This is a genomic window from Streptomyces sp. NPDC031445 (assembly GCF_055581365.1).
The window spans coordinates 12,212-29,262 of the sequence record NZ_JBVIJO010000030.1 but is presented as its reverse complement, the minus strand read 5'-3'; the positions used below and the strand labels follow the sequence as shown (position 1 = coordinate 29,262).

The following is a 17,051-nucleotide window of genomic DNA, read 5'->3' as shown; positions in this document are numbered from 1 at the left end:
CCCTTCGGACGCCCGGTCGAACCCGACGTATAGATCACATAAGCAGGAGACGCAGAAAGCAGCGGCACAATCCGCTCTTCCTCCAGCACATCACCGCTCGGCATACCTGCAACCCGGGAAATCACCGACGGATCATCCACACACACCACCCGCACCGCGTCCCCAGCCGGCAACCCCACCGCCATATCCATCACCGTGATCACGCACACCGGATCCGCGTCCCGCAAAATGAAAGCTACCCGCTCAGACGGATACTCCATATCAACCGGCACATACGCCCCACCAGCCTTCAAAACCGCCAAGACCGCAACCACCATCTCCACCGACCGAGGCAAGGCCACACCCACCAACCGCTCCGGCCCCACACCCTCACTCACCAACACCCGCGCCAACCGGTTCGACCGCTCATCCAACTCCGCATACGACACCTCAACGCCCCCGGACACCAAAGCGACCGCATCCGGCGTCCGCGCCACCTGCTGCGCGAACAACCCCGGCAACGTGACCGGCCCAACCTCCCGAGCCGTGTCATTCCACTCCACCAACACCCGATCCCGCTCCACCTCACCCAGAACAGGAATAGTGCGCACCGGCAGGGCGGGATCAGCGGCGACCGCCTCCAGTACCCGCCCCAGACGCTCCACCAAACGCTCCACGGTGCCCTGATCGAACAAGTCCACCGCGAAGACCAAACCGCCGCCAATACCCGCCGGCTCCCCCGAGGAACTGAAAAGCTCAGCGAAGTCGAACCCCAGGTCGAACTTCGCCTGGACCAGGCCCGTACTGAACGACTCAGTCTCCACCCCGGGCATGCCCTCAACCCCGCCATCACCCACGTTCTGCAAACCGACCATCACCTGGAACAGAGGATGGCGGCTCATCGAGCGTTCCGGTGCCAGCTCCTCCACCAGACGCTCGAACGGGACATCCTGGTGCGCGAACGCCTCCAGACTCCGCTCACGCACCCGGCCCAGCACATCCGCGAACGAAGGGTCACCTGACAGGTCCGTGCGCAGTACCAGTGTGTTGACGAAGAAGCCGACGAGGTCGTCCAGGGCCTCGTCCGAGCGACCCGCCACCGGAGTACCCAGCGGGATGTCGTCACCCGCACCCAACCGCGACAGCAACACCGCGACCGCCGCCTGCAAGACCATGAACATCGTCACGCCCTGCTCACGCGCCAACCGCACCAATCCCGCATGCACGCCTGCGGGAACATCAATCCCCGCCACCGCACCCACATGCGTGGCCACCGCCGGCCGAGACCGGTCAATCGGCAGAACCAGCTCCTGCGGCGCCCCTTCCAACACCTCACGCCAATAGGACACCTGGCGGGACAGCACACTGTCCGGGTCCGCCAGCTCACCCAGCAGCCCACGCTGCCACAACGCATAGTCCACGTACTGCACCGGCAACGGCTCCCAAGCCGGTTCCCGACCAGCGCACCGCGCCTCGTACGCCTGCGACAGATCCCGCCACAACGGGCCGATCGACCAGCCGTCAGTGGCGATGTGATGCATCACCACAACCAGCACGTGCTCCGACTGATCCGGCCCGCTCAGCAACAAAGCCCGCACCGGGATCTCGGCCGACAGATCGAACGCATACGACGCCGCCCGCTCAACCAGCTCCCGCCACTCTTCCTCACCGGCCTGGACGGCCTGAAGGTCGAAGCCGGTCTCCCCGGCCGGCAGCACCCGCTGCCACGGCTGACCATCGACCACCGGATACACCGTCCGCAGCACCTCATGCCGCGCCAGCACATCCCCCAACGCCACCCTCAACGCCGCAACATCCACCCCGCCCTTCAGCCGCAACGCCACCGGAACGTTGTACGTCGCGCTCGGCCCCTCCAGCTGGGCCAGGAACCACAACCGCTGCTGAGCGAACGACAACGGCACCAACTCCGGACGCTCGGCCACCGCCACCGCCGGACGCGCTGTACCGGCCGCCTCCAGCCGGGCCGCCACACCCGCGACCGTCCGCGCCTCGAACACCACACGCAACGCCACCTCCACACCGAACACCGTGCGGATACGGCTCACCAACCGCGTCGCCAGCAGCGAATGCCCACCCAGCTGGAAGAAGTCGTCCTCCACCCCCACCCGATCCAACCCCAGCACCTCAGCGAACACCGCACACAAGATCTCCTCCCGCACAGTCGCAGGACCCCGGCCCGCCCCCGAGCCGTACTCCGGCGCCGGCAACGCCTTGCGGTCCAGCTTGCCGTTCACCGTCAACGGCAACGACTCCAACACCACCACCGCCGACGGCACCATGTACTCCGGCAACCGGGAACCAACCTGCTCCCGCACCCCAACAGCGGCCGTCTCCGTCGAGGCCGGCACGACGTAGGCGACGAGGCGCTTGTCGCCTGGGGTGTCCTCGCGGACCAGAACCGCGGCCTGCGCCACCCCCTCACAGGCGGCGACCACCGACTCGACCTCACCCAGCTCGATCCGGAAACCACGGATCTTCACCTGATCATCAGCACGCCCCACAAACTCCAGGACACCGGCGTCGGTCCAGCGCACAACGTCGCCGGTGTGGTACATCCGCTCACCCGGCACACCGAACGGACACGCCACGAACCGCTCCGCGGACAGGTCCGTGCGCCCCAGGTAGCCGCGGGCCAGCTGGACACCCGCCAGATACAACTCACCCACCGCTCCGGGCGCCACCGGCTGAAGGCCGCCGTCCAGCACGAACACACGCGTGTTCCATACCGGACGACCGATCGGAACCGACCCGCCGTCCTGCTCCGGCCGGCACTCCCACGCCGTCACATCCACAGCCGCCTCCGTCGGCCCGTACAAGTTGTACAACGGCACATCGAACACACCCGCGAACCGGTCCCGCAGCCCCGCCGACAACGCCTCACCGCTGCAGAACACCGCCCCCAGAACCCCACCCACCACAGACGGCGCTTCCCGCAAAAACACCTCCAACATCGACGGCACGAAGTGCGCCACCGTCACCCGCTCAGCAGCGATCAAACCGGCCAGATACCCCGGATCACGATGACCACCGGGCCGTGCCACCACGAGCACCGCACCCCGCGTCAACGGCCAGAACAACTCCCACACCGACACATCAAAACCAAACGGCGTCTTGTGCAACACCCGGTCAGACGCACCCAGACCCAACCCATCCATCCACGCCAACCGGTTCACCACACCCCCATGCGGAACGACCACGCCCTTGGGCCGCCCAGTGGACCCGGAGGTATAGATCACGTACGCCGGGTGCGACGGCCGCAACACAGCCAGCCGGTCGGCATCCGTGACGGCCTCGCCCGACCACCCCTCCAGCACCCCGGCCTCATCCACCACGATCCAGCCCGAACCCTCACGGTCAGCCGCCCGCGAGGTCAGCACCACCACAGGCCCAGCATCCGCCAGGACCCCGTCAATCCGCTCAGCCGGGTACTCCGGATCCACCGGCACATACGCACCCCCCGCCTTCAGCACGGCAAGCAGGGCCACGACCAGGTCCACCGACCGGTCCATCACCACACCCACCAACGACTCCGGCCCCACCCCACGACCGATCAGCAACCGCGCCAACCGGTTCGACCGCTCATCAAGCTCCGCATACGGCACCCCGGCACCCTCGAACACCACCGCGACCGCGTCCGGCGTCCGCGCCACCTGCTGCGCGAACAACCCCGGCAACGTCGCCGGCTCAACCTCCCGAGCCGTGTCATTCCACTCCACCAACACCCGCTCCCGCTCCACCTCACCCAGAACAGGAACGGTGCCCAGGACGGTGCGCGAGTCCCGTTCCAGCGCCTCCACGACACCTTCGGTCGCCGCCAGCATCAGCCCGGCAACCAGGGCGGGATCGATCGACTCCACCGCCTGCACCGAGAAACCGAAACCCCCTACGGCGCCCAAGTCGTCCACCGAGACTGTCAGCGGATAGTTCGTCCGCTCGCGACCGCCCACTACCGTCACACCCGTCAGTAGGCCTCCCGCCCCCTGACCGACATCGCTGTGCCGGTAGTTGAACAGGGTCGTGAACAGCGGGGCCGGTGCCGGGATCCCGCTGACCCGCTGCACCACAGCAAGCGGCGCGTGCTCGTGCACCATCAGCTCGGCCAGCTGGCCCTGCATCCCACGCACCGCGTCCCCGACCGCGACACCCGCAGTCCGTACCCGCACCGGCAGCGTGTTGATGAACAACCCCGGCACACGGTCCGAACCAGCACCCGCCTGCACCCGGCCGAACACCAGCGTGCCGAACACCACATCATCACGGCCCGACACCGCCGCCAGCACCCGCGACCACACCACATGGAACACCGTCGCCGGACTCACCCCACACCCACGAGCCACCTCACGCACCCGCCCGGCCAGACCCTGCGGCACCAGCGCCTGTGTCTCACCGACGACGCTTCCGTCGCCGAGCACATCCACCACCCCGAACGCGGCGGTCGGCTCCGTCACATCAGCCAGCACGGACGCGAAGTACTCCTCATGCTCCTCCCGCGAAGTGCCCAGCAACGCCTGCCCCACGAACTCCCGATAGGGCATCGGCACCGGCAGACGACCCTCCTCACCCGCCAGCACAGCCCGCACCTCATCCATCACCACATCAAGCGTCGTGTGGTCGAAAGCCATGTGATGCGACCGCAACACCAACAGCCACCGGCCCGAGCCGTCCGGCAACGCCGCCACACACGCCTGCGACAACGGCGCACACCGCAGATCCATCGGGCCGTCAGAAACCGACAGAAGCGCCTGTACCGGATCTCCGCTCCGGTCGATCTCCACCTCTATCACCGGCAGCTGCGCCGTGCGGTGGACCACCTGCACCGGATGCGACAACCCCTCCCACACCACAGCCGACCTCAGGACATCGTGGCGATCGATCACCCGCTGCCACGCCGCCACGAACTCATCCAGCCGCACCCGCGACTCGAACTCCCACACCTGCCTCAGCACATACGGGTCCTGCTCCACACCGGCACCGGCACCGGCACCGGCAGCGAGCCGGTGATGGAAGAACAAGCCCTCCTGCAACGGAGCCAATGGGTAGACGTCCGCCACGTTCCCCGCACCACCCGGAACCGACTCCACCACCCGCGCCAGCTCCGCCACCGTCAACCCCGCCAACGGCACCATCTCCGGCAACACCGCCTCGGCACCCACCGGAATGGACGACGGCGGAACCCGCACCTCTGTGCGTCCCGCCGCCGCGGCCAGCCGCTCCACCGTCGGCGCGGAGAACAGCGTGCGCACATCCACCGAAACACCACGAGCCCGCAACCGCTCCACCAACGTCACCGCCAACAGCGAATGCCCACCAAGCTGGAAGAAGTCGTCCTCCACCCCGACCCGGTCCAGGCCCAAAACCTCTGCGAACACCGCGCACAAGATCTCTTCACGCACCGTCGCCGGACCCCTGCCGGCACCCGAGTCGTACTCCGGCGCCGGCAACGCCTTGCGGTCCAGCTTGCCGTTCACCGTCAACGGCAACGACTCCAACACCACCACCGCCGACGGCACCATGTACTCCGGCAACCGGGAACCAGCGAACTCCCGCACCCCAGCAGCCGTCATCCCATCCACGGCCCCCGGTGCCGGCACCACATAAGCGACCAGCCGCTTGTCACCAGGAACGTCCTCCCGGACCAGAACCGCAGCCTGAGCGACCCCCTCACACCCGGCCACCGCCGACTCGACCTCACCCAGCTCGATCCGGAAACCACGGATCTTCACCTGGTCATCAGCACGCCCAACGAACTCCAGAACACCGGCGTCAGTCCAGCGCACGACGTCGCCAGTGCGGTACATCCGCTCACCCGGCCCCCCGAACGGGCAGGCCACGAAGCGTTCCGCGGACAGTCCCGCGCGACCCAGATAACCCCGCGCCAGCCCCGCACCGGCGACATACAACTCACCCGCCACCCCGGGTGCCACTGGCTGCAAGCCGCCATCCAGCACGAACACACGGATATTGCCCATCGGCTGCCCGATCGGCACCACGGCACCATCCTGGCCGGGAACGCACTCCCACACCGCCGTGATTGCCGAGCCTTCGGTGGGCCCATACTGATTCTCCAGCGTCACACCCGGCAAGACCGCATGGAACCGGTCACGCAGTGCCGAAGACAACGCCTCGCCACCGGCCAGGACGGTCTTCAGACTCGTGCAGTTCGCCACGTGCGGCACCGCGAGGAACGCCGGCAGCATCGACGGCACGAACTGCATCACCGTCACCCGCTCCCGCACCACCAACGCGGCAAGATACTCCGGATCACGATGACCGCCCGGCCCGGCAATTACTACAGCCACCCCATGCACCAGCGGCCAGAACAGCTCGAACACCGACGCATCGAAGACGGAGGGTGACTTCTGCAGCACCCGGTCCGTGACGTCCAGCCCGTAGCGGTCCTGCATCCAGCCCACCAGGTTCACCACGCCCGCGTGCGGAACCACCACACCCTTGGGCCGCCCGGTCGAACCAGACGTGTAGATCACGTACGCCGGATGCGACGGCCGCAACACAGCCAGCCGATCGCCGTCACCGACCGGGCCCGACTCAACACCGGCCAGTACCTCCAGCACACCGGCCTCATCCACCACGACCACCGGCACCACCACACCAGCGCCTGCCACCACACCGGCCGACGCGCCGTCAGCCAGCACCACACTCACGCCGGCATCCGCCACCACCGAGGCGATACGCCCAGCCGGGTACTCCGGATCCACCGGCACATACGCACCCCCCGCCTTCAGCACAGCCAGCAGGGCCACAACCAGGTCCACCGACCGGTCCATCACCACACCCACCAACGACTCCGGCCCCACCCCACCACCGATCAGCAACCGCGCCAACCGGTTCGACCGCTCATCAAGCTTCGCATACGAGACCTCAACGTCCCCGGACACCACCGCGACCGCATCCGGCGTCCGCGCCACCTGCTGCGCGAACAACCCCGGCAACGTCGCCGGCGGAACGTCACGAGCTGTGTCGTTCCACTCCACCAGCACCCGATCCCGCTCCGCCTCACCCAGAACGGGAACGGTGCCCAGGACGGTGCGCGGGTCGAATTCCAGCGCCTCTACGACACCTTCGGTCGCCGCCAGCATCAGCCCGGCAACCAACGCAGGATCGACCGACTCCACCGCCTGCACCGAAAAAGCGAACCCACCGCCATAATCATTGACAGAAACAGTCAGGGGATAGCTTGTCCGTTCCTGAGCAGTCCTGGGAGACATACCAGCCATGGGGGCGTGGGGGTCCGATGGCTGGTCGAACCCTGCTATGTGCCGGTAGTTGAACAGGGTGGTGAACAGCGGGGCCGGTGCCGGGATCCCGCTGACCCGCTGCACCACAGCAAGCGGCGCGTGCTCGTGCACCATCAGCTCGGCCAGCTGGCCCTGCATGCCGCGCACCGCGTCCCCGACCGCGACACCCGCAGTCCGTACCCGTACCGGAAGCGTGTTGATGAACAACCCCGGCACCCGGTCCGAACCGGCGCCCGCCTGCACCCGGCCGAACACCAGCGTGCCGAACACCACATCATCACGGCCCGACACCGCCGCCAGCACCCGCGACCACACCACATGGAACACCGTCGCCGGACTCACACCACACCCGCGAGCCACCTCACGCACCCGCCCGGCCAGGTCCTGCGGCACCAGGATTCGCGACTCCTCGACCACAGTGCCGTCGCCGAGCACATCCATGACACCGAACGCGGCGGTCGGCTCCGTCACGTCGCCCAGCACGGACGCGAAGTGCTCCTCGTGCTCCTCAGTCGAAGCGCCCAGCAACGCTTGGCCGACGAACTCCCGATAGGGCATCGGCGTCGGCAGACGATCCTCCTCACCCGCCAGCACCGCCCGCACCTCATCCATCACCACATCAAGCGTCGTGTGGTCAGAAACCATGTGATGCGACCGCAACACCAACAGCCACCGGCCTGAGTCGTCCGGCAACGCCGCCACAAACGCGTCGGACAACGGCGCACGCCGCAAATTCATCGACCCGCCAGATACCCCCAGGATGGCCTGTACCGGATCTCCGCTCCGGTCGATCTCCACCTCTACCACCGGCAGCTGCGCCGTGCGGTGGACCACCTGCACCGGATGCGACAACCCCTCCCACACCACAGCCGACCTCAGGACATCGTGGCGATCGATCACCCGCTGCCACGCCGCCACGAACTCGTCCAGCCGCACCCGCGACTCGAACTCCCACACCTGCCTCAGCACATACGGGTCCTGCTCCACACCGGCACCGGCACCGGCACCGGCACCGGCAGCGAGCCGGTGATGGAAGAACAAGCCCTCCTGCAACGGAGCCAATGGGTAGACGTCCGCCACGTTCCCCGCACCCCCCGGAACCGACTCCACCACCCGCGCCAGCTCCGCCACCGTCAACCCCGCCAACGGCACCATCTCCGGCAACACCGCCTCGGCACCCACCGGAATGGACGACGGCGGAACCCGCACCTCTGTGCGTCCCGCCGCCGCGGCCAGCCGCTCCACCGTCGGCGCGGAGAACAGCGTGCGCACATCCACCGAAACACCACGAGCCCGCAACCGCTCCACCAACGTCACCGCCAGCAGCGAATGCCCACCAAGCTGGAAGAAGTCGTCCTCCACCCCGACCCGGTCCAGGCCCAAAACCTCTGCGAACACCGCGCACAAGATCTCTTCACGCACCGTCGCCGGACCCCTGCCGGCACCCGAGTCGTACTCCGGCGCCGGCAACGCCTTGCGGTCGAGCTTGCCGTTCACCGTCAACGGCAACGACTCCAGCACCACCACCGCCGACGGCACCATGTACTCCGGCAGACGAGAGGCAACCTGCTCCCGCACCCCAGCAGCCGTCACCCCAGCCATCTTCGACGCCGGCACCACATAGGCGACGAGGCGCTTGTCGCCGGAAGTGTCCTCGCGGACCAGGACCGCCGCCTGCACCACCCCTTCACAAGCGGCGACCACGGCCTCGACCTCACCCGGCTCGATCCGATGACCGCGAATCTTCACCTGATCATCGACGCGTCCGAAGAACTCCAGGACACCGTCTTGTGTCCAGCGCACGACATCACCGGTGCGGTACATCCGCTCACCCGCAGCCCCGAACGGACACGCCACGAACCGCTCCGCCGACAACCCCGCACGCCCCAGATAACCCCGCGCCAGCTGGACACCCGCCACATACAACTCACCCGCCACCCCAGGCGCCACCGGCTGAAGCCCGCCATCCAGCACGAACACACGCGTGTTCCACATCGGCCGACCGATCGGAACCGACCCGCCGTCCTCCTCCGGCCGGCACTCCCACACCGTCGTCAGAACCGTCGTCTCCGTCGGACCGTACTGATTCTCCAACAGCACACCAGGCAACACCCCATGGAACACATCCCGCGTATGAGACGGCAACGCCTCACCCACGCAGAACACCCCCCGCAAACTCCTACACTCCGCCGCACCCGCCACCGCAAGGAACGCCGGCAGCATCGACGGCACGAACTGCATCACCGTCACCCGCTCCCGCACCACCAACGCGGCCAGGTACTCCGGATCACGATGACCACCCGGCCGCGCCACCACCAGCACCGCACCCCGCGTCAACGGCCAGAACAACTCCCACACCGAAACATCAAAACCAAACGGCGTCTTCAACAGCACCCGGTCCGACACATCCAGCCCATACCGCTCCTGCATCCAGCCCAGCAGGTTCACCACACCCGCATGCGGCACCACCACACCCTTGGGCCGCCCAGTCGAACCAGACGTGTAAATCACATACGCCGGATGCGACGGCCGCAACACAGCCAGCCGATCACCGTCACCGACCGGCCCCGACTCAACACCGGCCAGTACCTCCAGCACACCGGCCTCATCCACCACGACCACCGGCACCACCACACCAGCGTCAGCCACCACACCGGCCGACGCGCCGTCAGCCAGCACCACACTCACGCCGGCATCCGCCACCACCGAGGCGATACGCCCAGCCGGGTACTCCGGATCCACCGGCACATACGCACCCCCCGCCTTCACCACAGCGAGCAGGGCCACAACCAGCTCCACCGACCGGTCCATCACCACACCCACCAACGACTCCGGCCCCACCCCACGACCGATCAACAACCGCGCCAACCGGTTCGACCGCTCATCAAGCTCCGCATACGAGACCTCAACGTCCCCGGACACCACCGCGACCGCGTCCGGCGTCCGCACCACCTGCTGCGCGAACAACCCCGGCAACGTCGCCGACTCAACCCCCCGAGCCGTGTCATTCCACCCCACCAACACCCGATCCCGCTCCACCTCACCCAGAACCGGAACAGCGCGCACCGGCACGGCGGGATCAGCGGCAACCGCCTCCAGCACCCGCCCCAAACGCTCCACCAAACGCTCCACGGTGCCCTGATCGAACAAGTCCACCGCAAACACCAGACCACCACTAAGACCCGCCGGCTCCCCCTCGGAACCGAAACGCTCAGCGAAGTCGAAATCCAGATCGAACTTGGCTGCCGACGGACCGGCGCTGAAAGGCTCCGCCTGCGTTCCCAGGAGCCCCGTCGCCAAGCCGCCATCGGCGTTCTGCAAACCCACCATCACCTGGAACAGAGGGTGCCGATTCATCGAACGCTCCGGTGCCAGCTCCTCCACCAAGCGCTCGAACGGCACATCCTGATGCGCGAACGCCTCAAGACTCCGCTCACGCACCCGGCCCAGCACATCGGCGAACGACGGATCACCCGACAGGTCCGTGCGCAAAACCAGCGTGTTGACGAAGAAGCCGACCAGATCATCCAGGGCCTCATCCGTGCGACCCGCCACCGCAGTGCCCAGCGGGATGTCGTCACCGGCGCCGAGCCGTGACAGCAGCACCGCGACGGCCGCCTGCAAGACCATGAACATCGTCACGCCCTGCTCACGCGCCAACCGCACCAACCCCGCATGCACGCCTGCGGGAACATCAATCCCCGCCACCGCACCCACATGCGTGGCCACCGCCGGACGAGACCGGTCAAACGGCAGAACCAGCTCCTGCGGCGCCCCTTCCAGTACCGCACGCCAGTAGGTCACCTGGCGGGACAGCACACTGTCCGAGTCCTCCAGCTCACCCAGCAGGCCACGCTGCCACAAGGCGTAGTCCACGTACTGCACAGGCAACGGCTCCCAAGCCGGTTCCCGGCCCGCGCACCGCGCCTCATACGCCTGCGACAGATCCCGCCACAACGGGCCGATCGACCAGCCGTCAGTGGCGATGTGATGCATCACCATAACCAGGACCTGGTCCGCCTGGTCCGGCCCGCTCAGCAACAACGCCCGCACCGGGATCTCGGCCGACAGATCGAACGCATACGACGCCGCCCGCTCAACCAGCTCCCGCCACTTCTCCTCCGCGGTCTGGACGACCTGGAGGTCGAAACCGGTCTCCCCGGTCGGCAGCACCCGCTGCCACGGCTGACCGTCGACCACCGGATACACCGTCCGCAGCACCTCATGCCGCGCCAGCACATCCCCCAACGCCACCCTCAACGCCGCAACATCCACCCCGCCCTTCAGCCGCAACGCCACCGGAACGTTGTACGTCGCGCTCGGCCCCTCCAACTGCGCAAGGAACCACAACCGCTGCTGAGCGAACGACAACGGCACCAACTCCGGACGCTCGGCCACCACCACCGCCGGACGCGCCATACCGGCCGCCTCCAGCCGGGCCGCCACACCCGCAACCGTCCGCGCCTCGAACACCACACGCAGCGGCACCTCCACACCGAACACCGTGCGGATACGGCTCACCAACCGCGTCGCCAGCAGCGAATGCCCACCAAGCTGGAAGAAGTCGTCCTCCACCCCCACCCGATCCAACCCCAGCACCTCAGCGAACACCGCACACAAGATCTCCTCCCGCACAGTCGCAGGACCCCGGCCCGCCCCCGAGCCGTACTCCGGCGCCGGCAACGCCTTGCGGTCCAACTTGCCGTTCACCGTCAACGGCAACGACTCCAACACCACCACCGCCGACGGCACCATGTACTCCGGCAACCGGGAGGCAACGAACTCCCGCACCCCAGCAGCCGTCAGCCCATCCACGCCCCCCGCGGCCGGCATGACGTAGGCGACCAGCCGCTGGTCACCCGGCACATCCTCCCGGATCAGTACCGCAGCCTGCGCCACGCCTTCGCAGGCGGCGACCACGGCCTCGACCTCACCCGGCTCGATGCGATAACCACGGATCTTCACCTGGTCATCGACGCGCCCGACAAACTCCAGGACACCGGCGTCAGTCCAGCGCACAACATCACCGGTGCGGTACATCCGCTCACCCGGCACACCGAACGGACACGCCACGAACCGCTCCGCGGACAACCCCGCACGCCCCAGATAACCCCGCGCCAGCTGAGCGCCCGCCACATACAACTCACCCAGTGCTCCGGGTGCCACCGGCTGAAGGCCACCATCCAGCACGAAGGTACGGACGTTGCCCACCGGCCGCCCGATCGGGACGACCGGTCCGCTGTCCTCCTCCGTGCACTCCCACACCGTCGTCAGGACCGTCGCCTCAGTCGGCCCGTACTGGTTCTCCAGCAGCACACCAGGCAACGCCCCGTGAAACGCATCCCGCATGTGGGACGGCAACGCCTCACCCGCGCAGAACACCGCCCGCAGACTCCCGCACTGCGCCACACCCGGCACCGCGAGGAACGCCGGCAGCATCGACGGCACGAACTGCACCACCGTCACCCGCTCAGCAGCGATCAACCCGGCCAGATACTCCGGATCACGATGACCACCAGGCCGCGCCACCACCAGCACCGCACCCCGCACCAGGGGCCAGAACAACTCCCACACCGACACATCGAAGACGAAGGGCGACTTCTGCAGCACTCGGTCCGTGGCGTCCAGCTCGTAGCGGTCCTGCATCCAGCCCAGCAGGTTCACCACGCCCGCATGCGGAACGACCACACCCTTGGGCCGCCCGGTCGAACCGGACGTGTAGATCACATACGCCGGATGCGACGGCCGCAACACGCCCAGCCGGTCCGCATCCGTGACGGCCTCACCCGACCAGCCCTCCAGCACCCTGGCCTCATCCACCACGATCCAGCCCGAACCCTCACGGTCAGCCGCCCGCGAGGTCAGCACCACCACAGGCCCAGCATCCGCCAGGACCCCGTCAATCCGCTCAGCCGGGTACTCCGGATCCACCGGCACATACGCACCCCCCGCCTTCAGCACGGCAAGCAGGGCCACTATCAGCTCCACCGACCGGTCCATCACCACACCCACCAACGACTCCGGCCCCACCCCACCACCGATCAGCAACCGCGCCAACCGGTTCGACCGCTCGTCCAGCTCCGCATACGACACCCCGGCACCCTCGAACACCACCGCGACCGCGTCCGGCGTCCGCGCCACCTGCTCCGCGAACAACCCCGGCAGCGTTCCCGCCGGAACCTCAAGACCCGTGTCGTTCCACTCCACCAACACCCGCTCCCGCTCCACCTCACCCAGAACAGGAACGGTGCCCAGGACGGTGCGCGAGTCCCGTTCCAGCGCCTCCACGACACCTTCGGTCGCCGCCAGCATCAGCCCGGTCACCAGCACAGGATCGATCGACTCCACCGCCTGCACCGAGAAACCGAAACCTCCCACGGCGCCGAAATCGTCCACCGAGACCGTCAGCGGATAGTTCGTCCGCTCGGCTCCACCCAGCGCCGTCACACCCGCCAGTGGGCCTCCCGCCCCCTGACCGACCTCGCTGTACCGGTAGTTGAACAGGGTGGTGAACAGCGGGGCCGGTGCCGGGATCCCGCTGACCCGCTGCACCACGGCAAGCGGCGCGTGCTCGTGCACCATCAGCTCGGCCAACTGGCCCTGCATCCCACGCACCGCGTCCCCGACGGCCACACCCGAGGTCCGTACCCGCACCGGAAGCGTATTGATGAACAACCCCGGCACCCGGTCCGAACCCGCACCCGCCTGCACCCGGCCGAACACCAGCGTGCCGAACACCACATCATCACGGCCCGACACCGCCGCCAGCACCCGCGACCACACCACATGGAACACCGTCGCCGGACTCACCCCACACCCACGAGCCACCTCACGCACCCGCCCGGCCAGACCCTCCGGCACAAGCACCCGCGACTCCTCCACGACGCTGCCATCGCCCAGCACGTCCACCACACCGAACGCGGCGGTGGGCTCCGTCACGTCAGCCAGCACGGACGCGAAGTACTCCTCATGCTCCTCGGTCGAAGCGCCCAGCAACGCCTGGCCGACGAACTCCCGATAGGGCATCGGCGCCGGCAGACGATCCTCCTCACCCGCCAGCACCGCCCGCACCTCATCCATCACCACATCAAGCGTCGTGTGGTCAGAAACCATGTGATGTGACCGCAACACCAACAGCCACCGGCCTGAGTCGTCCGGCAGCGCCGCCACAAACGCCTGCGACAACGGCGCCCGCCGCAGATCCATCGGGCCGTCAGCAGCAGACAGAAGCGCGTGAACCGGGTCTCCATCCCTGTCGATCTCCACCTCCGTCACCGGCAGCTGCGCCGTGCGGTGGACCACCTGCACCGGATGCGACAACCCCTCCCACACCACAGCCGACCGCAACACGTCATGCCGGTCGATCACCCGCTGCCACGCCGCCACGAACTCGTCCAGCCGCGCCCGCGACTCGAACTCCCACACCTGCCTCGTCACATACGGATCGCGTCCCTCATCCACAGCAAGCCGGTAATGGAAGAACAAACCCTCCTGCAACGGAGCCAGCGGATACACATCCGCCACGTTCCCCGCACCACCCGGAACCGACTCCACCACCCGCGCCAGCTCCGCCACCGTCAACCCCGCCAACGGCACCATCTCCGGCAACACCACCCCCGCATCCACCGGAATGGACGACGACGGAACCCGCACACCCTCCCGCCCCGCCGCCGCAGCCAGCCGCTCCACCGTCGGCGCCGAGAACAACGTCCGCACATCCACCGACACACCACGAGCCCGCAACCGCTCCACCAACGTCACCGCCAGCAGCGAATGCCCACCAAGCTGGAAGAAGTCATCGTCGACGCCCACCCGGTCCAACCCCAGCACCTCAGCGAACACCGCGCACAAGATCTCCTCGCGCACCGTCGCAGGACCCCGGCCCGTCCCCGAGCCGTACTCCGGCGCCGGCAACGCCTTGCGGTCCAGCTTGCCGTTCACCGTCAACGGCAACGACTCCAGCACCACCACCGCCGACGGCACCATGTACTCCGGCAACCGGGAGGCAACAAACTCCCGCACACCAGCAGCCGTCACCCCATCCACGGCCCCCGGTGCCGGCACCACATAAGCGACCAGCCGCTTGTCACCAGGAACGTCCTCCCGGACCAGAACCGCAGCCTGAGCGACGCCCTCGCACCCGGCCACCGCCGACTCGACCTCACCAGGCTCGATCCGGAAACCACGGATCTTCACCTGGTCATCGGCACGCCCCACGAACTCCAGCACGCCCTGCGCAGACCACCGCACCACATCACCCGTGCGGTACATCCGCTCACCCGGCGCACCGAACGGACACGCCACGAACCGCTCCGCCGACAGATCCGCACGCCCCAGATAACCCCGCGCCAGCTGAACACCCGCCACATACAACTCACCCGCCACCCCAGGCGCCACCGGCTGAAGCCCGCCATCCAGCACGAACACACGCGTGTTGTACAACGGCCGCCCAACCGGCACCGAACCGCCATCCACAGCCGCATCACACCACCACGCCGCCACATCGATGGTCGTCTCACTCGGACCATAATGATTGTGCAGCGGCACACTCAGCACCGAGGCAAAACGATCACGCAACCGCGACGTCAACGCCTCCCCGCCGCAGAACACCATACGCAGGCTCGCACAAGCAGCCCCCACACCCTCAGCATCGACGAAAACCGACAGCATCGAGGGAACGAAATGCGCAATGGTCACCCGCTCAGCAGCGATCAACCCCGCCAGATACTCCGGATCACGATGACCACCCGGCCGCGCCACCACCAGCACCGCACCCCGCGTCAACGGCCAGAACAACTCCCACACCGACGGGGAGAACATGAACTGGGTCTTCTGCAGGATCCGGTCGGCGGGTGTGAGACCGTACTCCGAACTCATCCACGCGAGTAGGTTGACCAGCCCACGGTGCGGCACCACGACACCCTTGGGGGTGCCGGTGGAACCGGAGGTGTGGATGACGTATGCGGGGTGTTCGGGGAGCAGGGGTGTCCGACGGTCCGCGTCGGTGACCGGGCGGCCGTCCAGGCTCGCCAGTGCGGCGTGGACCTGCGGCTCGTCCAGTGCGATCCAGACGGGACCGGTCGCCACGGTGACCAGTTCGTCGTTGATTCGGTCCGTCAGGGCCACGATGGGGGAGACATCCTGGAGGATATGGGCGATCCGGTCCACCGGATGGTCGGGGTCGACCGGTATGTATGCTCCGCCCGCCTTGACCACTGCGAGCAGAGCGATCACCAGGTCGATGGAGCGGTCCATCGACACCGCGACGAAGGACTCGGGGCCGACGCCGTGACGGATCAGCAGCCGGGCCAGCCTGTTGGACCGGTCGTCCACCTCGGCATACGTCACCTCGGTGCCGTCGAAGACCACGGCGGGCGAGTCCGGAGTGCGGGCCGCCTGGGAGGCGAGCAGCTGCGGCACGGTCGCCGCCGGCACCTCATGGTGGGTGTCGTTCCAGTCCACGAGGATGCGGTGGCGTTGGGTGGCGTCCAAGGTGCCGGGGGTTTCGAGCCCGGTGGCCGGGTCGGTGACGGCGTCTGCGACAGTGTCATGGACTGCGCGGTTCGCCTTCTGGTGCTGAACGATTCGCGTCTCTGACGGTTCCGCCTCTCGCCCGGCGGGACGCAGCAGCTCATCACCAGAATGACTCATGCTTTCAACCTCCGGCACCAGCTAGCGATCGGTCGCCGAACCGCGGCGCCTCGTACGCACAGATGGTCCTCACTATCGAGCGGAGGGTTCCTCCGAAGCATCGGTGATAGCCACGGTTACGATCACGTGAGCGCCGCCGGCCAG

At 67.6% G+C, this 17,051-nt stretch carries 1 protein-coding gene; it reads right to left on the bottom strand.

Translation table 11 applies throughout. The features are described from left to right. Positions 1–16,907: non-ribosomal peptide synthase/polyketide synthase (locus tag ACZ5DC_RS39590; protein WP_468661179.1), on the bottom strand; the 16,907-nt coding region annotated here is incomplete at its 3' end. Positions 16,908–17,051 lie beyond the last annotated feature (144 nt).